The 20151-nt window shown below is 44.6% G+C and carries 18 protein-coding genes; 12 read left to right on the forward strand and 6 right to left on the reverse strand.

Annotated elements, in window-relative coordinates; translation table 11 throughout:
* Positions 1–111 precede the first annotated feature (111 nt).
* From ACTTJ8_RS08590 to ACTTJ8_RS08615, 6 genes are all read right to left on the reverse strand, one after another.
* Entirely contained in the window at positions 112–849 is a 738-nt protein-coding gene (locus tag ACTTJ8_RS08590; RefSeq protein ID WP_442720918.1) for an IMPACT family protein, read from the reverse strand.
* Positions 843–1826, reverse strand: coding sequence for a bifunctional methylenetetrahydrofolate dehydrogenase/methenyltetrahydrofolate cyclohydrolase FolD (gene folD, locus ACTTJ8_RS08595; protein ID WP_442720919.1), 984 nt, complete (start codon positions 1824–1826; stop codon positions 843–845). Before folD ends, ACTTJ8_RS08590 begins: the two co-directional genes overlap by 7 nt.
* A 14-nt stretch (positions 1827–1840) precedes the next feature.
* On the reverse strand, positions 1841–2431 hold the full coding sequence (locus ACTTJ8_RS08600) for a YggT family protein (RefSeq protein WP_442720920.1): 591 nt from the start codon (positions 2429–2431) through the stop codon (positions 1841–1843).
* Between the two features lie 153 nt (positions 2432–2584).
* Positions 2585–4582, reverse strand: coding sequence for a DUF4139 domain-containing protein (locus ACTTJ8_RS08605; RefSeq protein ID WP_442720921.1), 1998 nt, complete (start codon positions 4580–4582; stop codon positions 2585–2587).
* A 136-nt stretch (positions 4583–4718) separates the two neighbouring features.
* On the reverse strand, positions 4719–5594 hold the full coding sequence (locus ACTTJ8_RS08610; protein WP_442720922.1) for an AEC family transporter: 876 nt from the start codon (positions 5592–5594) through the stop codon (positions 4719–4721).
* 181 nt (positions 5595–5775) lie between these two features.
* Complete coding sequence (locus tag ACTTJ8_RS08615) at positions 5776–7056, reverse strand: ABC transporter substrate-binding protein (protein ID WP_442720923.1); 1281 nt, start codon at positions 7054–7056, stop codon at positions 5776–5778.
* A 72-nt stretch (positions 7057–7128) separates the two neighbouring features.
* Between ACTTJ8_RS08615 and ACTTJ8_RS08620 the strand changes: the two genes are divergently transcribed.
* The 12 genes from ACTTJ8_RS08620 to ACTTJ8_RS08675 form a co-directional block, all read left to right on the forward strand.
* Positions 7129–7779 carry a Crp/Fnr family transcriptional regulator gene (locus ACTTJ8_RS08620; protein WP_442720924.1) on the forward strand — a complete coding sequence of 217 codons (651 nt, stop codon included), beginning with the start codon at positions 7129–7131 and terminating at the stop codon, positions 7777–7779.
* A gap of 168 nt (positions 7780–7947) precedes the next feature.
* Positions 7948–8331: a VOC family protein gene (locus tag ACTTJ8_RS08625; protein WP_442716165.1), complete on the forward strand. Its 384-nt coding sequence runs from the start codon at positions 7948–7950 to the stop codon at positions 8329–8331.
* A gap of 167 nt (positions 8332–8498) precedes the next feature.
* Positions 8499–9770, forward strand: a complete 1272-nt coding sequence (locus ACTTJ8_RS08630; RefSeq protein ID WP_442720925.1) for an exo-beta-N-acetylmuramidase NamZ family protein — start codon at positions 8499–8501, stop codon at positions 9768–9770.
* 80 nt (positions 9771–9850) lie between these two features.
* Complete coding sequence (locus ACTTJ8_RS08635; RefSeq protein ID WP_442720926.1) at positions 9851–12229, forward strand: tetratricopeptide repeat protein; 2379 nt, start codon at positions 9851–9853, stop codon at positions 12227–12229.
* Between the two features lie 694 nt (positions 12230–12923).
* Positions 12924–13397, forward strand: a complete 474-nt coding sequence (locus tag ACTTJ8_RS08640; RefSeq protein WP_442716180.1) for a chemotaxis protein CheW — start codon at positions 12924–12926, stop codon at positions 13395–13397.
* 1 nt (position 13398) lies between these two features.
* On the forward strand, positions 13399–14421 hold the full coding sequence (locus tag ACTTJ8_RS08645; protein ID WP_442720927.1) for a DegT/DnrJ/EryC1/StrS family aminotransferase: 1023 nt from the start codon (positions 13399–13401) through the stop codon (positions 14419–14421).
* A 16-nt stretch (positions 14422–14437) separates the two neighbouring features.
* The gene (locus ACTTJ8_RS08650) at positions 14438–15289 is read left to right on the forward strand and encodes an NAD(+)/NADH kinase (RefSeq protein WP_442719048.1); all 852 of its coding nucleotides are present in this window, start codon (positions 14438–14440) and stop codon (positions 15287–15289) included.
* Positions 15290–15310: 21 nt separating this feature from the next.
* Positions 15311–17008 carry a DNA repair protein RecN gene (gene recN, locus ACTTJ8_RS08655; protein WP_442720928.1) on the forward strand — a complete coding sequence of 566 codons (1698 nt, stop codon included), beginning with the start codon at positions 15311–15313 and terminating at the stop codon, positions 17006–17008.
* Between the two features lie 94 nt (positions 17009–17102).
* Positions 17103–17903: a hypothetical protein gene (locus ACTTJ8_RS08660; RefSeq protein WP_442716159.1), complete on the forward strand. Its 801-nt coding sequence runs from the start codon at positions 17103–17105 to the stop codon at positions 17901–17903.
* A gap of 5 nt (positions 17904–17908) precedes the next feature.
* Positions 17909–19105 (forward strand): HD domain-containing protein, encoded by a 1197-nt coding sequence (locus ACTTJ8_RS08665; RefSeq protein WP_442720929.1) that lies wholly within the window; start codon positions 17909–17911, stop codon positions 19103–19105.
* A 122-nt stretch (positions 19106–19227) separates the two neighbouring features.
* Entirely contained in the window at positions 19228–19800 is a 573-nt protein-coding gene (locus ACTTJ8_RS08670) for a cyclic nucleotide-binding domain-containing protein (RefSeq protein WP_442720930.1), read from the forward strand.
* Positions 19801–19967: 167 nt separating this feature from the next.
* Positions 19968–20151, forward strand: a 184-nt coding sequence (locus tag ACTTJ8_RS08675; protein ID WP_442719045.1) for an AAA family ATPase, incomplete at its 3' end; no start/stop codon positions are given.

The raw sequence follows: 20151 nt of genomic DNA on the forward strand, positions 1-20151 counted from the left end.
GATAACTGTGTTTTCGAATAGGTCGACGAGTTCTAAATCGCACAAATAGCACGATGCGAGAACATCGCATTTCAAGGTAACCTGTTCAGAAAGGTCAGTTTCCGAACAGGTTTATTTTTGTGAAAACTGTATTGAAGAAGTTCCCTTGGTGATCTCTGTAATAAGCTGAGTAAACTCGTTACAATGGGTAAGCGGTATTGAACCATGCAGTTTGACCGTTTGTGCAAAGTCTGTTTGCGCAAAGTCAATCGGCAGGTGCGCAGCAGCACGAAGCAGAGGATTGTGATACTCGTAGCCGCATTCACAGGTAAACTCTGCTTTTTGCACAAGAGGTTCCGTGCTTACTTGTGTGAGTGCTTCTTTTGCCGCAGCGGAATAGGCTTTTACTAAGCCGCCTGTTCCTAATAGAGTGCCGCCGAACCAACGAGTAACGGTTACTAAGATATTAGTAATACTGCTTCCTTTTAAGACGGCAAGTACCGGCTGTCCCGCTGTACCTGCCGGTTCTCCATCGTCGCTGCAGCCGAGTACTGCACCGGTTTCGCCGATAACGAAGGCATGCACTACATGCCGGGCATCCCGATATTGCTCTTTTTGGCGTTTTACAGTCTCTTTTGCTTCCTGCGCATTGTCCGTATAAAATATCTCAGCACGAAATACTGATTTTTTTATGGTTAGTTCTGCTGAGGCAATAGGGATGGGTACCGATGTTTCTGGAAAAACCGGTGTTCTATCTGTCAGTGCTGCCGTTGCGCATAACGGAGTGTTTTGTGATGCCGGTATTGTTTGCAGTGCTGCGCTGTGTGCGTATTGAGCGGTTTGTTCCGAATTGCGGCAGAGTACTAACATCCGGCGGTGCCTGTATGAACTCCGGCTTTGGTTTTGTTTTGCACTCTTATTTGTATGCCGGTATGCAGCACGGATGAATCCGGCATCGCAGTTGTATCCGATTTCAACGGACATTCGTGCCGGAGCTGTGCGGCGCGTAGCGTATTTCGCAGTACCATTGCGACGGTTAAGGGACCAACACCGCCGGGTACCGGGGTAATCCAGTCTGCCTGCTTAACTGCGCTTTCAAACTCAACATCGCCGGTCAGTCTGCTGCCTTTGGGCGATGCCGGATCGGGAATGCGGTTAATCCCCACGTCAATGACTGCGGCACCTTTTTTTATCATATTGCCGGTAATAAGTGCCGGATATCCCGCAGCCGCAATCAGAATATCAGCCTGCTTCGTTATTGCAGCAAGGTTTTTTGTTTTGCTGTGACAGAGTGTAACGGTTGCGTCGGAGGCAGTCAGCAGGAGCGCGAGGGGCTTTCCGACAATTGTAGACCGTCCGACAATAACTGCGTGGGACCCTCTGAGCGGTATGCCGTATTCCTGCAGCGCATACATAATTCCCTGCGGTGTACAGGGGATAAATCCCGGACTGCCGGTAAGCAATCTTCCTAAATTTTCTGAGGTAAAGCCGTCTATATCTTTTATCGGATCGAGCTGCTCCAGTATCCATCTGCTATCCAGCGGATAGGGGAGGGGCAGTTGTATCAGAATACCGTCAACCGTATTGTCAGCATTCAGTATTTGAACACGGGCTGCCAATTCCTGCTCGCTTATCGTTGCGGGATACGAAATAATTCTGCTCTGCATTCCTGCTTTTTCCAATGCCCGTACCTTCGTTTTAATGTACACCTGTGAGGCAGGATCAATTCCTGCTGATACAATTGCGAGGCTGGGTTGCGGATAGTTTTTACAATAGGAGGCGGTTTCTTGTGTTACCGCTTGGGTCAATTCTTCGGCTAATTTTTTGCCGTCTATAATCTGTGCCATCGACCGCGCTATCCTTAGATAATCCTTACAGCATAGAACTGGACGAGCAGTGAACCGACTAAAAAACCAATTGCAACACGGAGCAGCAGTATCAAAATAATGGTTGTAATGAGCCGTGCACGGTAGCGCATAGTGCTTGGAGGGATAAACCCTGTTAGTTTTGAGATAACGGGATTTAATAGACGGTCAAGATTATACCAGAACGGGGAATTACCCGAAGAGCCTATTAGATCATATACCAGCCGTACGATGAGGAAAACGATAATTAAATTGAGAATAAAACTAAAGAATGACCAAATCAGCTGTATAATGCTTACAAATACAGTCCATAGTGAGATTGTTCCTCTTGCTAGAATCGTAGAAATAATATCTGCACTGATGGATAAAATACCAAGCGAAAGGATAGGGGAAAAATCGACCATTCCGACACGGGTAAAACGAAATCGTCTAAACCAATTGAGGTAGGGATCACAGATAGAAGCAAGCATCCTGCCAAACGAAGAATAGGCTGCTGAAGGCACCCACGACAATAAAATTCTCACAAAGCAAAGAAAAAGATAGATATTGATAATCTGTTTAATGGTTGTCAATAATGAATAAAGCATCGGCAACTCCTTCCTTAATAACATACTGATTAAAATTTAAACCGTAAAGGTCTCACAGAGGAATTTTGCACAATCAATAACCTCGACGCTTTGCCTCAGGGTTAGTGATTAATGCGGCATTCTTGTGGATGAAGTCTTGACCTATGCATACATCTATAGCTTGACTCCTTTTACAAAATTGATAAAAGATTGCCGAGCTGCGGTTACACGGGCATCTGCTGTAGCAATATCGTCTTGCAGCCCTTCCAGTTCGGTTTCGATGGCGAGCAATTTGGTCAAAAATGCCTGTCCTTGCTGGGTTTCAGCGCCGACAGCTTCCAGATTCCGCCGAACACGGTCTTGCTCTGATTCTGCAGCGGATTGGCGGTCTTGCAAAATTTTCAGTGTTTTTTCTGCGGAGCTTACCTTTTCTTTTTCCTTAATAATAGCCTCAAAGGTTTTGCGGACAGTGTCCGGCATTTCGGTGTTGGTGGTATATGAAATATAGGTAGCTGTGTTCATATCAAGAATTTTTTGACTTGAATGATAGGTACGCATCTCTTCAACTGCCAGTTCCGTCCCCGTGTTTCCCGCTGCCGCTATTTTAAAGCGGTAGGTATTTGCCGTTGTTTCGGTAAGCGCGGTTTTTGACTGCAAGGTAAAGCCGGAGGTTTTGGGATGCTCGATAATAACAGAACGCTCTTTTTTATCAGCATTTTTGATGAGATAGACTGAGCGCTGCACTTGCCGGTATAAGATGGTAATAAGCCCATCGCTGATACTAACAGTCTCTATATTCCGTATGTCTTTCTTACTTCGAGAACCGGTCAGTTCAATATCATCCCCATATCCTATGAGCCGCTTTTCGCCTTCCGGCAAAAACGCCATTAGTGCATCGCCTGCATAATCTCCGCCGTCAAAGACCGTAATGGGGCCGGCAGGTAGTTTTAACCCTGATGTGTTATGGATGCTGATACAAAATTTCGGTGTTACCTGCCGCCCATACGGAATTGACGAAAATACGGAAAACTTTTCTGCAGGCAAGGACACGAGTGCGAGCGGAATCATAGTGCTCTGCTGCCGTTCAAGCGAAAGCGGTTTTGACGGTGTAAAGGCAAACATTTCTCCTGCACTGCCCGTAATCGCTTGATTCATCGCTGCGGAGCTGTTTTCTTCTTCATCCGCGGTATCCTTTGTCGCACCGATATATGCACTGCCTTTCATCATTGCTCGGCTGGACATTGCCATTGGCTCATGTGGAGCTGCATAGGCTACTTCGGCATCGGCAGAATCAAAGGTTTCCGCCTCAGCTGCTTGAGCAATCGCGAGTGGAAGCTCCGGCCGGTAGGTGTAATACGGTGCGTAGAGGTTTTGCGTAAAGCCTACCGGGCGGCCCGTGGTTAGCGTGAGCGTAATATTTTTCCAGTCTAAGTCAGTAGAATTGTCGATAATAGCCCATGCCTGAAACGCCGCCGTCCCGCTTCCCATGTTGAGCCGGTAGCTTGCCTTCCATACAGGAGCTTCCATTACATAGGAAAGACCTATTTTCCGCTCACCCTGCGCATCAATTTTAATCGAAAGTTTTTTACGATTTTGAGCCGATGCTTCAAGCATAAGTGCCAAAGCCGTATGTAAATCCTCGTTCCGCTTTGCATCGGTAAACCGGAAAGACTGCACGTCGGCAAAGGATATAACATGTACACCGTCAGCTGCTGCAAGTGAAACTAAAAAAGCCCCGGCATGATCAGCACTGCCTTTGTCGACACTAACAAGGGTACCGGTAATTTGATGCGGAGTAAATAAGACCAGTTCAGCTCCTTTCTGTGCTTTCAAAATATCATAGAGCGAAGATGCAGCAGATAGATCAACTTTCAAGCTTTCCAAGGTTTTCCGGAGAGTATCTTCAGATTGATAATCAACGGTTAAGGTCTTGGCATTCGGATCCGTTACCGTAAGAGACTTGAGCACATCATTGATTTGCGCAGGAGAAAAAAGGAGTTCAACGGTTCCTGCTCCAACAACAGTCCCCTCATGCACATATTGCGCAACTCCGGAAAAATACAGCGTAACCTTGGTAAGCGGAATATGTTCAGCGGTAAAATCCGCCGGCGCATCAGCCTGCAGCCCTGCAGTGCAAAGTGCTAATAATGGTACAAATAATCGTGATTTCATATTTCCTCCTCTTTAATAGAACTTCGGCACACATACATTTTTACAGTTTGCTGCTGTGCCTCTTTGGAATATGTGAACTCTGTTGCTGCCATACAAGCCGGCTATTTTTCGGGACAGCTCCAGGTTTATACATAGATTAGAAAAAAAACTTTACCGCACTGAGATATACTGCAATGAGCAGTAGACTGAAGAGTGTTCCCCACGCAGTCAATCCGGCAGATGTTCCGGTATGGCAGTAATGTGTCTCAAGCGCAATGATATTGGCAGCGGGCGGCAAAATACAGATCATATAGAGTGCCGGCTTATTTTCGGTAACCAAATTAACCCCCAGCCGCCCTGAAATAAAGATGAAAAGGCTTATTAAAACCCCGAAGGCAAGCGCCCGGAATAGGGCTAACCGCAGCGTTTCTTTTAAGTCTATGAGTTCAAGCTTAATCTTTGCAAGCCACATACCCAGAACCCCCATTCCGAGAATGCTCATAATCAGTTTGAGTGTACGGTATGCGGGGGGCAGATAGTGTTTGATTTCCGTACTAAACGGAATGCACGCAGCACCGATAATCAGCGCAGCAACGGGTGGGGACTTTAACGTGCGTTTTATATCGATTTTGGCAGCCCCTCTATTGATAAGCATCCCTGCTCCTACAGAATTACCGAAAATAGAATTGCCGATATAAAGCGACAGTACTGCTGTTGCTGCCGCATCTCCCCATACTGCTGTAACAATCGGCAAAGAAAGCCATCCGATATTGAGATAGAAAAAGCAAAGCTGTTTTGCCGGATCGGTACTCAAAAGCCGGCTGAGAAACATCAATACCGTCATCATCACTACCATAGAAAAGATAATAAAGAACAAATCCGAACGGCAGGTGGCAATATTATAGACAATTACCAGCGGGATGATAATCCTTGTAAGTAAGTACGCAGTTTTATCCTTTATATCGATCTTTGTTTTACCGAGGAGAAAGCCGCACAACAGATACAAAAACGGAAGCAACATTTTAAATGGCATTATAACCTCTTGACACTATGAGCAACAGTAAACCTGTTCGGAAACTACTGTATTATGTTATCATAGTTTGTAGGTTTTGAATATATGCCGCAGGATATATGCCATGGCAACAGGGGCTGTACCCGAAAATATTTCCGGTTCAAGATGCGGCGGGGTATTACCCCTCCGCATCCATCATTCCCTACAGTCCTGCTGCGCGGGAGAAATCCGCTTTAATTTTTTCTAAAAGTACGCCTATATCATTGTTATAAATAAAGTCCCAGCCTACCCACGAGAAGGTTTTATCCTTGGATAAACGGTTATCCACAGCAGGGTTAGTAGAAGGAAAGAACCCGCTTCGGGCAAAAACATTACCGGTTTTTTCAGAAAGGAAAAACGAAACAAAATCTTTGGTAAGTGCTTCAGTATCTTTTTTGACAAGCATAAAAATCGGCGCTACGATGGCTCCGTCTTTCGGCCACACAGTTGTAAGCGGACTTTGCTCCGGTATCATTTTAGAGAAGAAATACGGGCTGATGCTTACAATAGGCTGTACCGGAGCTGCTGCTTTACCGGTTTTTACCATCTGTGCAGGGTGCATATAGGTACTGCATGCTTTTCCGAGTTTTTCGATCCCCTCATCGCCGAACCGGGCATATATATTCAAAATGACGGAGTTGAATAAATCCAAATCACCAAAGGGGATGGCAACAGAGTGTTCAAACTCAGGTGATAGGATATCTTCCCATGTTTCCGGCATCTTTCTACCGTCAAGCAGCGCTGTGTTGACCATCATAATTGCCGGGACTACACCGATAATCGCATAGTTTTTTTTATCATCACGAAGATCGATCTTATCGTTGCAAAAATCTTTATTCATCGTTTCAATGGAACAGTGAAATTCTTTTTGCTCAATAAAAGACCCCATCAGCTTTTTATCAAAGAACAGCTCAAACCCTGCAGAAAGCAATACATCCGGTAGATTTTCTTTTTTGCCGGTTTTAGCAAGGTCAATAATCCAGTCAATGCCGAGATTAGCAGAACGAAGGTCATACCGGATTTTATAGTTTTTTTCTTCCAAAACGGTTTTGTGTGTTTCGATATAATCGGTATAAAATGATTCAAAACTTTCTAAAAGCGGAATACGGATGGGGCATGGTAAGACACCTTCAATCCGTACTATTTGTTTCCCATCATCCTGTTCAGCGTCATACTGGGGCTTTGTTTTAAGGCTTAAATCGATGGATGCAAAACTGCCTGAAGCACTGCGTTCGATAATCTCTACCAGCTCTTGCTCGCAGCGTACCGGGTCGAGTTTTTTTGAAGCGAGGGCTTTTTCCAGTGTAATCTTTTTTCCCATCATTTTACGCATTACGGGATTGGTTAGCGGGGTAAAGCCCTTTCCTGCCAAATAGCGGATCACTTCCGGATACCGCTCCGTAATATCAAAAATAGTTTCGTTCATTAAAAAGTAGTTATTCATATTTTCTCCTTCATACTCGTGTATTTTAAAGGTCAGCATTGATAACCGATACCCTAACTGGAGGTACCGTTTATGAATCCCTTATTCAAAGATATTCCTCAAGAGGAACTTGACCGCTATCTTACAGCTATTAACGCAAAGACGATCAGCTATCCAAAAGATAGTTTTATCTTTTTTGAAGGCGATATGCCGACAGCCTTTTTTATTCTTAAATCAGGAGCAGTCCAAATTGAAAAAAACGGGCTTGACGGAAAGCGGATCATTATGAACCGTTTTGAAACACCCGATACCGTCTTCGGCGAAGTATATGCCTTTTTACAGTCCATTGCGTATGATTACTCATGCAGGGTGATAGCCGATTCTCAGGTACTCTGTATACCGGCAGAAATGTTTTCATCCCCGATACCCTCATCCGCCGCTCAAATCAAGATGGTAACCAATCTGCTGCACGTGCTGGCACATAAGGCTTATTTTCTCAATCAAAAACTGCTGATTTTCTCCTCGTTTACCCTCCGTAAAAAAATTGCCGTGTATCTATTACAGCAGGCAAACGGTTCATCCACCATCACACTCAAGCTGAACAGGGAATCAATGGCAGAATATCTTGCTATTCCGCGGCCTTCTCTTTCCCGTGAACTGATGAATATGCAAAAAGACGGTCTGTTATCCCTTTCAAAAGACACGGTTACGCTCAATATCGAAGAACTCGAAAACCTCGCATAGCACAGCGCCCAGAAAGCAGTGTTTAGGGGGAGTCGGGCGGCAGTTTTTGTCTTTGCACGGATTTGTCTTTGCACGAGGAAAAAGATACCGCAAAGACAGGAAAAGGTCGGTACCATTTGTTACCGGCGGTATACGGAGTTCACAGTATGAAATAAAATGGAGGCAGAAATGAAAATTGAACATATTGCCATGTATGTAAATGATTTAGAAAAAGCAAAAGATTTTTTTGTTGAATATTTCGGCGGACGTGCCAATTCGGAATACCATAATAAAACAACGGATTTCCGTTCATATTTCATTAGTTTTGATGAAGGAGCACGGTTGGAAATAATGAAAAAGCCTGATGTAGCTGATTGTGAAAAAATACGTGCACGTACAGGCTATATTCATATTGCTTTTTCCGTAGGAAGTAAAGAAGCTGTAGATGCACTGACAGAAAGGCTTAAACAGGCTGGTTTTGAAGTTGTGAGCGGACCGAGAACAACCGGAGATGGATATTATGAAAGCTGTATTGTCGCCATTGAAGATAATCAAATTGAAATTACCGTATAACGGCTGTAACCGATTTGCAATCCTTGTTAGCGGATATGAGCGGGCTCCTCTAGGGTACTTCTAAGAAAACGGAAGTTTCCGAACAGGGTTAGTTCTCACAAGCTGTCCGGGGTATTTGGGAGAAGGCGAATATTGACTTTTGTGCCCTATCGGTTATGCTCATCGGTATGATGTGCAGAAAAAAAGACTATCAATATTTTTCTTACCATAAGGGTATAGCTCGTGGGATAAAAACAATGGCGATGGTTCTGCTGTTGCTTTGCCTGTTGTATCAGCAGGGGAACGCGGAAAATCAGCTGCCTGTACCGGCTCTGAAACTCGGTATTGAGCGGGTAGGGGAGTACCGCGCTGTGTTTGCAGGGAAACGTGCCGGGCTTATTACGAATCAAACCGGTATAGATGCTCACGGTACTCCCTCTGCACAGTGCTTAGGTAAAACCGCACAGCTGACTGCCCTGTTCTCACCGGAGCACGGTATTCATGGTAATGCACGGGAAGGCGCTTCGATTGGTCACAGTACCGATCCTCAAACAGGGCTGCGGGTGTATAGCTTGTACGGCAATACAAAGCGTCCCACCGAAGAAATGCTCAAGGATATTGATGTACTGTGCTTTGACATTCAAGATGTCGGCGCACGGTTTTACACGTATATTTCGACAATGGCGTATGCCATGGAAGCCTGTGCTCGGTATCATAAGCAGTTTGTGGTGTTTGACCGCCCCAATCCTATCGGCGATGCGGTTGAAGGAAACCTTTTGGAGCTTGAGTACCGTTCGTTTACCGGCTATTTTCCGATTGTACAGCGGCACGGCATGACGGTTGGGGAACTTGCCCTGCTGTTTAATACCGAATACGGTATTAACTGTGATCTTACGGTGATTCCGATGGAAGGCTGGCTGCGGACATCTTTTTTTGATGAGCTGCCGCTTATCTGGGTGCCGCCGTCGCCGAATATCCCCTCGGTAAAAACCGCTGTGGTGTATGCCGGTATGTGCCTGTTTGAAGGGACGAATCTTTCGGTGGGGAGGGGGACGGCGATGCCGTTTGAATATATCGGTGCTCCGTTTATCGACGGATATGCGCTTTCTGCTCGGCTGAACAGCCTCGGTTTGGAAGGGGTATGTTTTTTACCCGCTTTTTTTACGCCGTCTCTTTCGATCTATGCAGGGCAACTATGCAGCGGTGTCTATGTTGCTGTTACCGACCGGCTGCGCTTTGCTCCCGTTAAAACCGCCGTTGTGATGTTTTATGTACTGCGGGAACTCTATCCGGAAAGCTTTACTATCAACAATGCGGGTAAAAAATATTGCGGGCTGCATTTGCTGAGCGGCTGTACGCAGCTGACGGATACTACTCAAACCGTTGATGACTATCTCGTCCGGATAGCACGGGAGAGCAGCCGATTCCGGTCTATCCGTTCAAAGTATCTTTTGTATTAGCAGCTGTACTTGAGCATCCTCCTTGTGGGAACCGATAAATATAATTGATAAAAAAGCCGATATTACTAATTGAGGTCTCTATGCTCTGCGTCTATTTTGAAATCCCGTATGAACGGCAGCTGATGAGGATTGCTGCAGCCGAAGTACAAAATGTACTCAATAGTATTACCGGCATGGCGGAATCCAATGGAGCTGTGTCTTTTAAGATACCATGCGCTGCTGTGTATCAATTCAGTATGGATAGTGCGGCACCGGTGTTTTCTGTCAATTTGTTTTTGAGGTTTTTAGCGGAAACGCTGCGTACACATAAAGACCGAATACTGACCTATCACGTTATTATCGACTGTTTTGAAGAAGGTGAATCTGAGGATAGGATTGCCGATCATTTTATGGAATACCAAAGCCGGCTTATTCCCGGGCGCAGTTTTTTTGCTTCGGTACAGGCTGAACGGCTGCTGCATTCTTACATCAATTTTGAATACGCAGCCGATTATGATCTTTACTATTGCGCTGACTTTCTTATCCCCAAAGCCGCAGAATCGGGCGAAATGGAAGCAGCATATACCCTCTATCTTCCTGAAACCGTATCGTGGCTTCATGCTCTGTACCATTTTATGCTTCTGCACCCATTGGCTGAAGAAGCGTTAACCGGAAACCTATCCGATGAAGAAAAGCTGAAATACGAGACCGGGAAACACGCGGTATACTATTTCCGCAAAAACCGGTTCCGTTCCGCATATCCTGCTTATTTTACAGATGCTTTTTTATGGTATGTTAGGCTGTATTTCCGTGTGTTTGGGAAGCAGCAATACGGGTGTAACATAACGCTTGTCTATTCTCAACATAATAAGGAAGCAGCAGAGCGTATTCGTGAACTTATTCCTTTTTCGGTTCTCAAATTGCGGGAGCGGCATAGTGTCAGCATTAGGAATCTTTCAGCCGATTTTATTCAACTTGCATATATGATGATTTTTGCTGCACATTTTATGTTTGAAGATGAAATTCCTGCATTCTTTGCACTGTTACACAAAAGTCCTCAGTTTATTACGAGTTTATATGAATGGCTTTATGCTACGGGCATTATAGAAGAAAAAAATGATATCTATGCAGTGAACCCGGATGCTGCAGAGGCAATAGCAGCTGCACTTGGGCATAAAAAAGCAGTAAGTCAACAGTTTATTACCGCTTTTTTATGGGAAAAATATCAACAAGGCGTTCTTGCTCCCGATGAAAACCTAAAAAAGATTTTTGATTCCCTGCATTTTAAAGCGGAAGACAGTTTTTTGCTGCATTACTTTTTTTATACCTACTCCGACACAGAAATTCCTGCGCTCGATATAAGTCCGTATAAAGGATGCTCTTTTTTTAGTGCGCTTGAAAATTATCAGAAGGCGCTTAAAATTGCTGCCCAGAAACATACGCCGGAGGCAGTGTATGCAGTAAAAAATGCTGTAAATGCTGTTCAAAATCTCAGTTTCCCCGCAGGCGAATACCGGGCGCTGGCTTGTGTTGCCTTGTTCCATCTTTCTCAAAATAAAATTGAAGATGCCGTTACTTATTTTGATTATGCTCTTGATAGTGCCGAATTATTGAAAGACGGCGGATTTATCTGCGAAGCGTTGATGCACTTGAGTATCAGTTCTTTTATGCAGAATAATTTGGCTGCTGCCGGTAATTATCTGGAACGTTTAGCGCAGACTGCTGCAGCATATTTTGAGCAGGATCGGGTAGTTCCTTGTATATTTATGCAAGGCAGAGTTGCATTGCAGCTGGGGGATTACGCTCAGGCTGAACGCCTTTTCCAAACAGCAGAGACTGCAGCAGCTATTCACTTTGCTCACTGGAAGCCTTTGTGCCGGATATGGTATGCGAGAACCCTTTCGTTAAGGGGGCAAACCCTAAAAGCACAGCAGATACTTGCCGGTCACGTACACGATTCACCTGATGCACTGATTTTCCTCCTTGAATCCTATCTTTTAGCACCGATTTTGCATGATGACTTACTGACCTCGCTGCCGGAAACGTTTACAAGCTCTTTAGAACCTCACCGAAGCGGATTTTCAATGGCAGAAGAGCTGGTGTGGGGGCATATGTACGATACACCGGTACAAACTGTGTACTATGCTGCTTTGAGCAGCTACTACCGCTTAAAAGCTGCACTGCGCTTCGGCAGTACTTCCGCAGAACCGTATCTCGCTGTACTGGAAGATACGGCACGGGAGGCTTTGCGGTGCCGGGATATGTATGCTTCGATCTATGGGTATTTATGTTATGATGCCTTTTTGCTTTGTGAAGGGGCTGCTTCCGATGCAGCTAACGGATATTTAAGCCGTGCATTTAGAGCCTTGCAGAACTGCATGGAGAATATGACGGAAAACAGCATACGGGATAAATTTATCTTTCGGAATGTATGGAATGCCAAACTCTATGCAGCAGCCCAAAAGAATAAATTGATTTAAGGAAAGCCCCTAAAAACATTAAACCTATCGGTTTGTTTCGGAAGGAACTGATTTATTATGGGGCTGCTTGAAACCACCGCCATCCGCGGCACGTTCAAAATTTGACTTCCTTGTCAATTTTTGAACGTGAGTTTTTGCTGTGCAAAAACGTCATTGTTGCTGGGAACCACCGCCGTCCGTGGCGCGTTCAAAACTTGACCTCCTTGTCAATTTTTGAACGTGAGTTTTTGCTGTGCAAAAACATCACTGCTGTATGGAACTACCGCCATCCGTGGCGGTAGAGAGAAACTTTTTGAAAATAGCAGATACGAGGATTTAATCAAACCGAAGTTGCAGCGTTATAAAAAATCTACCGCAAAACGCTCAGAATACCACGGGTTTTCTCTCCGTATAATGCTGCTTGAAGAAAATTATGAATTATAGTATTCTGTTTCTGTGTGTCCGTTTTTTTTAAACGGCGGGGATGTCTCAAAACTTGGCGGCTTTTTTGCCATTCCCGATAAGTTTTAAATTGAGTTGTTATATATTAATGCTTTAATTTAAAACATCGCAACTAAAATTAAGGAAACTGTCCTAAAACTGATTCGTAGTCTGCAAAGCGGACAAATTAATGAATTCTCTTATAGAACAAGCTGATTTGCTTGCAGTTTCGGGCAGCCGCGTCCTTTTTATTAAATGCAGCGGAGGATTACAGATGGCTATTACTGATGCACAGTTTCAATTAGTTACTTTTCAGTTGGGAGAAGAACTTTACGGTGTTGACATAATGGATGTAAAGGAGATAGTAAAGGTACAAGAGGTTCGCCAAATTCCGAATGCACCGTACTATGTTGAAGGTTTTTTCCACCTGCGGAATGAGATTATCCCGATCATCAGTTTACACAAACGCTTTCACTTGAAAAAGGCTGATTTAGATGGCGATGATGAATATTTGGGCGGCTTTATTATTCTGAAAATCGGAAAATATAAGATCGGTATTGTTATTGACCGCATTGCGCGTGTTGTTATGGTACATCAAGAAGATGTTCAGCCGCCTCCTCAGATGATTACCGGTATTGGTACCGAGTACATCAATGGCGTTATTCGGCAAGATGCCGGCTATTTAATTCTCTTAGACATCCGCCGGCTCTTTAATCCGAACGAATTGCAGAAGCTAACCAGTTTCTAACATGATAATACCCGTTTATAGTTCAACTATCCGTCGTTCGGAGATGGATGCCGTACTCACCTGTATGGTTGAAGAGAAGATCGGGCCGGGCGAAATGAATCAAAAGCTCATCAAGCTGGTGAGGGAAGTGTATGGGGCAGATGGCGCTATCGCGTTGCGTAGTCCGGCAATGGCGCTGGTCTATGCCCTTCAGATGTTTGATCTTCCTGAAAAAGCAGGGGTTCTCTTATCAGCGCTTGCTCCGTCATGGCAGTATACAGAGGTTGCGCGGCATGGTTTTACACCGCTTGTATTGGATGTTGATCCTTTAACCGGGATAATTACGCCGGAATCTGTTGAAGAAGGTATTAAACAGGGCGGCAGGGTGCTTGTATTGCACGAAACTTTGGGGAATATGCCGAATATGGAGGCTTTTTCTGCATTATCCATTCCGGTTATCGAAGATATTTCTCATAGTGCAGGGGCAGCTTACGGTGAAAAGCCGGCAGGAACTTTTGGTGCGTTTACCATTCTCGGACTGGAAGAACGGGATATTCTTACAGCCGGCGGCGGCGCTGTTCTGTTTGCTCTTGAACGGAAAAATGCTGCTGTCTTAAAAAATACTGCCGAACATATCCCAATTACGGACTTTTTGCCGGATATTAATGCCTCGCTTGCCTTTATTCAGCTCAAAAATAGAGAAAAAAATCTTCAGCTTCGCTGCGAAATACAAGAATTATACCTGCGGTCTCTTTTACAGACCCGGCATAAGCCGTTGGTGTTTCCCGAATTGGAACGGAATCCTGTTTATTCTTTTCCGGTAGTGCTGGAAAGCGGTTTTAAAGAAGTAAAACAGTATGCTAACCGTAAAGATATTGAAGTTGAACTTGCATTTACCAATACCATTGCAGAGTTTCTAAAAGAGGAAAATCACTGTATCAATGCTGCTTCACTTTTGTTGCGGACGGTATTGTTCCCATTATATCCACGGCTTGGTCTGAGCAATGCAGCAAAGATTGCAAAGGTATTAGGCACCTTGCCGTAAGACAGTACCGGTTATTATGGGAAAGAATGTTATTATTATCCTAACAACCTATAAGCCGCACGTTGCCGAAATAGCAAAAGCGATGATTGTCTTTTTTCAAAAGGAGGGGATTCATGCTGACGTTTATGAATATGACGGGGTTACCCACGCTGATCCGGTAGAAAAGCAGTATGATTTTGCGGTGAGTTTAGGAGGTGACGGAACGGTGCTTTTTACGGCGCGATACTGTGCCCCTAAAAAAATACCGGTATTTCCTATTAATCTTGGTGAGTTCGGCTTTATTGCAGGGATCGAACCCGAATATTGGGAGGAGGCGCTGAGCGGTTATCTTGCAGGCAGCGCGGAAAGTCATGAGCGGTTGATGCTTTCGACAGCTGTGTATCGGGATGCCGAATGTATCGGTACCTTTGATGCCCTCAATGATGTGGTGGTCTCCGGTGCGGGAATTGCAAAGCTGATAAACCTCGCGGTGTCCTTTAACGGAGTGTCGTTCGGCACATATCGGGCGGATGGGGTTATTGTGTCCAGTCCTACCGGCTCTACGGCATATTCTGCAGCTTCGGGAGGTCCGATTATGGATCCAACGGTTGCAGCCTTTGTTTTAACCCCGATCTCTGCATTTTCGCTTTCCAATAGACCTGTTGTGCTGCCGGCTTCAGGAGTCATGCATATTGATGTTTTGCATAATCGGCAAAAAGATGTTATTGTATCTATAGATGGGCAGGAATCCTTCCCGCTGTGTGAAGGCGACAGGATTGAAATACGTATGTCCCCTCATCGGTTAACGCTGGTAGGATGTTCACCGGCGGTATTTTATACAGCGCTCCGGTCAAAATTGGTGTGGTCGGGAAGTCCGCTGCAAGACTAAGTCTGCAGCGCGGAGGTTACGGTGCTCGAAACAATTTCGATAAAAAACATTGCACTCATTGATGAGCTTTCGCTTGAATTTAACCCTCGTTTGAATGTGTTGACCGGCGAGACAGGGGCGGGAAAATCTATTTTGATCGGAGCGCTGAGCTTCTTACTCGGAGGAAAAGTTTCTCAGGATATTATCAGAACGGGGACATCCGAAGCGGCGGTGTCCGGAACCTTTTATCTTGCGCCAAACCATACCGAAGCTGCTGCGTGGCTTGAACAGCGCGGTATTGAACCGGAAAATAGCAGAGTATTGATTCGCCGTACGCTGCGGGAGACGGGACGCAGCAGTATCTGGATACAAGACACACAGGTTTCCCGCAATGAACTCGAATCCTTTACCTCGTTTTTAGTTGATATTCACGGACAGCATGATCATCAATCCTTATTTAAAACAGCCGAGCACCGCCGCTTTCTCGATTCTTACGCAGGTATCCTCGATGATGTTGAACACTTTACCGGACTTTATACCCGGCTTGCTGAAATACGGGCAAAGCTGGAAAAAATTGAGCGTTCCCAAAAAGAACAAACAGAGCGGGCTGATTTTCTTTCTTTTATTATAGAAGAAATTGATACAGCGCATTTGCAAAGCGGCGAAGATGAAGAGCTTGAAGCTGAGGAAACAAAACTCTGCCAATATGAAAAACTTTATGAACTCATTGAGACTTTACAAAATATCTGTACCGAAGAGCAGGGTATTGTACCGCTGCTAAAAAAAATGCAGCATTTATGCAGCTCTGTGATAGACATTGACCCGGCTCTCAGCGAATATGCAGATAGGATAGAAAATGCCTATTATGAAATGCAGGATATTGGCGAAGTATTCAGCTCATATCTTTCAAAATTGGTGTTCGATCCTGCGCGGTTGGAACAAGTGCAGGAACGGCTTTCTGTTATCAATAAGCTCAAAAAAAAGTACGGCAGTAGTATTGCAGAGGTACTCGCATATCGGGATTCTGCACAGGCAGAGCTTGATGCCTTAAGTGAGAGCCAAGAGGATAAAACTGCATTGGAAAAGGAGCTGCCTTCATTGGAAGCGGAATTACTCAGCGCTGGTGCCAAACTTTCTCAACAACGGAAAGCTGCTGCACAGGGCTTACAGGAAAAAACACAGGGGATTCTTGCTCATCTTGGAATGCCGAAGGTTGTCTTTACTGTGCAGGTTACATCGGCTGAACCGAATGGTAATAAGCAGATTGCCGGAATATATGGCTTTGATACCGTTGAGTTTTTAATCAGTACCAATCCCGGTGAGCCGGTAAAGCCTCTTAATAAGGTTGCCTCCGGCGGTGAGCTTTCCCGTGTTATGCTGGCATTAAAGACTGTTCTTGCAGCGGCTGATGAGGCAGATACCCTTGTATTTGACGAAATAGATACCGGTATCGGCGGGGAAGTTGCGCGGTCTGTTGCAGAACATTTACAGCGGCTTGCACAAAATAAGCAAATACTCTGCATTACCCATCTTGCAGTTATTGCCGCTTCTGCCGATACTCACATTAAGATACAAAAACTTCAATCTGAGGATACAAGCCGAACATCTGCCCGGATTATAGAAGCAGAGATGCGGGTTGAGGAAATTGCACGGATGCTGGCAGGTGATGAAATCAGTGAAGCCTCGCGTATTCATGCAAAAGAGTTATTGGGTACTGCTAAAGACCGGTTGGACTTTTAAGTATGCTCGATTATGAAAATACAAAACAGAGGGAACCTCTAAAACTCTTCAGCTTTTAGAGATATCCGATGCGAATGAGATAGGATACAGTACTATGGCAAATGCACAAGAAAACAAAGAAGTATATGAAGAGAAAATGCGCTATTATCAGGATGAAATTGATGCAATACTCAAGCAAGAAAAGGCGATGAATGTTCTCGCTGTAACCGATCCTGAAGGCAGTGTATATAAAAAAATTATGTTTGTTGATGATCTCATCTATGCAGCGACATTGTATTTAGCAAAATATCAAATTGCAGCTTCATACTTAAGCGGAAAAAATGAAACGCTCCTCAATGAAACCCGGAAAGCGGTGTATAAGGTAATTATTGCACTTGAAGAGTTGGTCTCGAATTTTATTGATGTTCCTTTTTCCGATTACGAAGACAAGGTTCGTAAGATTGAGCATGTCCCTCAAAAACACCGCTATTATCTCATCCGTAAGTTAGGTCTGATTATTGAGCTGGTTATCCGGGCGTATGGGGACAATACCAAGTGGAAGTGGACCTTTGTGGAAATACAGGGACGCTTTGCAGTTGTTGCAAAGAATATCCTCGATCTCAAAGATAGTACGGCAGTCGGTTTTGATCCGCGCTCTCCTGACTATGAGAGTACAATGTTTCATCTTAAAATGGTTAAGAGACTCTTACTGCAAGCTGCGGATAAATACCGTGCGCGATATGAAATGGCAACATCCAGTATCGAAGATTTCCGATTGGCTATCCAATATCTGTCTGCCGCCCGCCGTATTCATCTTCTTTTAAATGAGCGTACTGATGCGGAAGATGTAAAGCGGCAAATCGATATTTGGACTGATAAAATGGAAAAAGATTTGCAGCGGCGGAAAGGAAAATAAGCAAGGTGCTGTTCAGTAAAGAAATTGTATTCAAACTGTTTGAGGCATTCTCTATTCAGCGGTGGAATGATTTAGTCCGTCCCTTTGATCTGGTGGAGATGGATAAGACTGCTGAAAAGATGTTTCTAAGCTTTATTATCGGAAAGTACGAAGAAAAAAGCGGTAAAACGATTAACTGGATCACTCTTATCAATAATGCGTTTTTTGAATTGCTACGCCGTATCGCCCTGTGTGATATGAAGTCTCCCGTGCAGCGTATTATCCGTTCCGAATATCCTGAAGAATACCGGAAGCTCAACCACTGGGTTTTTGACAAGTATCGGGATATTATTACTGATTCAGCTTTCCGTGATGAGTTTGCTGCGTATCTGTTTAATCCTGCGGATCCTGCCGATCTTACTTTGCGGGTATTGCGTGCTGCGCATAAGTATTCTGCAATCCGCGAATTGGATATGATCCGCATGGTAAATGAACCGTTCCGCTTGATCAAAATTGACAAATGCTTAGAAGCGGATATTGCTGAATTTATGGATATGAAAGGGGTACAGCTGCTCGTAACACGGCAGCAGCCCTATTATTTTATTACTGAAATTGAAAAATTGCGCTTTCAGACTCGATGGAACCAAACACCGCGGGTTCCTGCAACAACGGTATTGGGGCATTCGTATTTTGTTGCAGCGCTTGTTTTTTTAATGGCGCGTTCGCTGGGTTTGCCTGCATACCGGCTGTCAAATAATTTCTTTGCAGCCTTGTTTCATGATTTGCCGGAAGCTGTTACCCGTGATATTATTTCACCGGTAAAGCAGGCAACTGACCACTTACCGGAGGTGGTGAAACATATAGAGGACGAAATTGTTGCACAAGAGCTGCTGCCGCTTATGGATGCGTGCTACCGCGAGGATGTGCTCTATTTTATCCAGCAGGAGTTTGAGAACCGTATACGGGTTGACGGCACAACACGTTGTGTTACAAGTGAGGAGCTGAATAATCAATATGCTGCGCCGCAGTTTTATGGAATTGACGGAAAGCTGATCCGCGCTGCTGATCAAATTGCAGCCTTTGTTGAAGCTGACAGCTCTATCCGATTTGGCATCCGCTCCGAACAGTTGGAAGCAGGACGCGCAAATATTTTGCAGCATTATGGAAAAGGCGCTGTTGTCAATGGTTTTCCCTTAGACCATTTTTTTGAAGCCTTCCGCTAAGGAAAGCGTTGTGACGAAGTAGATGGGGCATGGGAACCTCCAAAAAACTATACATGGACATCTTCTAAAAACTCAGGCATCCTTTTTAGAGGATGCCCTCATATATTTGGAGTATAAGAAGTATGAATGTTGTTGAAATTCCGCTGCCCTTATTATGCAGTGAATTGTCCTCCGTGTCTTTTTTATCTTGCATCTCTCAGGAAGAGTTAGAAGCGTTGGCGCAGTTTTCTCAGCTCTGCTCGTTTGATGAAGGAGAGGTGCTGATTGCAGAAGGTACCATCAATGTGAATTTCTATATTTTGATGAGCGGATCGCTTGAGGTGGTAAAACAAGGTAAGTGGAACAAGCGGGTTCATATTGCAACACTGCGGAATCATGCCTCGGTTGGAGAGTCTGCGTTGCTGGAAGATGAACTGAGTACTGCAACGGTCAGCGCAGCAGAGGATTCTATTGTATTAATTCTTTCCCGCGGACAATTCAAAAAGTATATCAATGCCTATCCAAAGGCTGGATTAGTGATGATGACCTATATTGTTTTCAGTCTTCTGCAAAAACTCCGCAGTGCCAACGAAGAGCTTGCTGATGAACGCAGCATGGAGTTTGCACAGGAGTATCTTTCTGCGATGGTTGATATGTTCCAACCGGATGAAAACTCAGAACAAGCAACAGACAGACCGGATGAAAAAAGCAACTGATAAGGGCGTAAAGAAAACTGCAACGGGCAATTTAACCGGGTATCTCTTCAAACCTATTGCGTCTTCTGTGCCTCTGTGGTTACATTAAGATCAACAGCCAAGAATCCTGAGACTTTACACTAACCATTGAAATTGCCAAATTGTAGAATCTCTGGTATACTAACCTTATGAATTTAGCTCGCAAATTGCCGATCGGCATACAAAGCTTCGACAAACTCCGCCGAGACCGTTGTCTTTATATTGATAAAACAGCATTTGTCTGGCAGCTTGTGCAAGTGTCTAGCCCCTATTTCCTCAGCCGTCCGCGGCGGTTTGGGAAAAGCCTCTTTCTTTCAACCTTAGCAGCCTATT

This window comes from Treponema sp. (assembly GCF_052169735.1).
Classification (GTDB): Bacteria; Spirochaetota; Spirochaetia; order Treponematales; family Treponemataceae; genus Treponema.

Bases quoted from the DNA above. Each gene is read 5' to 3' on its own strand.
- ACTTJ8_RS08590 (WP_442720918.1), bottom strand. From the start codon at position 849: ATGTTAGTACTCTGCCGCAATTCGGAACAAACCGCTCAATACGCACAC.
- folD (WP_442720919.1), bottom strand. From the start codon at position 1,826: ATGGCACAGATTATAGACGGCAAAAAATTAGCCGAAGAATTGACCCAA.
- ACTTJ8_RS08600 (WP_442720920.1), bottom strand. From the start codon at position 2,431: ATGCTTTATTCATTATTGACAACCATTAAACAGATTATCAATATCTAT.
- ACTTJ8_RS08605 (WP_442720921.1), bottom strand. From the start codon at position 4,582: ATGAAATCACGATTATTTGTACCATTATTAGCACTTTGCACTGCAGGG.
- ACTTJ8_RS08610 (WP_442720922.1), bottom strand. From the start codon at position 5,594: ATGCCATTTAAAATGTTGCTTCCGTTTTTGTATCTGTTGTGCGGCTTT.
- ACTTJ8_RS08615 (WP_442720923.1), bottom strand. From the start codon at position 7,056: ATGAATAACTACTTTTTAATGAACGAAACTATTTTTGATATTACGGAG.
- ACTTJ8_RS08620 (WP_442720924.1), top strand. From the start codon at position 7,129: ATGAATCCCTTATTCAAAGATATTCCTCAAGAGGAACTTGACCGCTAT.
- ACTTJ8_RS08625 (WP_442716165.1), top strand. From the start codon at position 7,948: ATGAAAATTGAACATATTGCCATGTATGTAAATGATTTAGAAAAAGCA.
- ACTTJ8_RS08630 (WP_442720925.1), top strand. From the start codon at position 8,499: ATGATGTGCAGAAAAAAAGACTATCAATATTTTTCTTACCATAAGGGT.
- ACTTJ8_RS08635 (WP_442720926.1), top strand. From the start codon at position 9,851: ATGCTCTGCGTCTATTTTGAAATCCCGTATGAACGGCAGCTGATGAGG.
- ACTTJ8_RS08640 (WP_442716180.1), top strand. From the start codon at position 12,924: ATGGCTATTACTGATGCACAGTTTCAATTAGTTACTTTTCAGTTGGGA.
- ACTTJ8_RS08645 (WP_442720927.1), top strand. From the start codon at position 13,399: ATGATAATACCCGTTTATAGTTCAACTATCCGTCGTTCGGAGATGGAT.
- ACTTJ8_RS08650 (WP_442719048.1), top strand. From the start codon at position 14,438: ATGGGAAAGAATGTTATTATTATCCTAACAACCTATAAGCCGCACGTT.
- ACTTJ8_RS08660 (WP_442716159.1), top strand. From the start codon at position 17,103: ATGGCAAATGCACAAGAAAACAAAGAAGTATATGAAGAGAAAATGCGC.
- ACTTJ8_RS08670 (WP_442720930.1), top strand. From the start codon at position 19,228: ATGAATGTTGTTGAAATTCCGCTGCCCTTATTATGCAGTGAATTGTCC.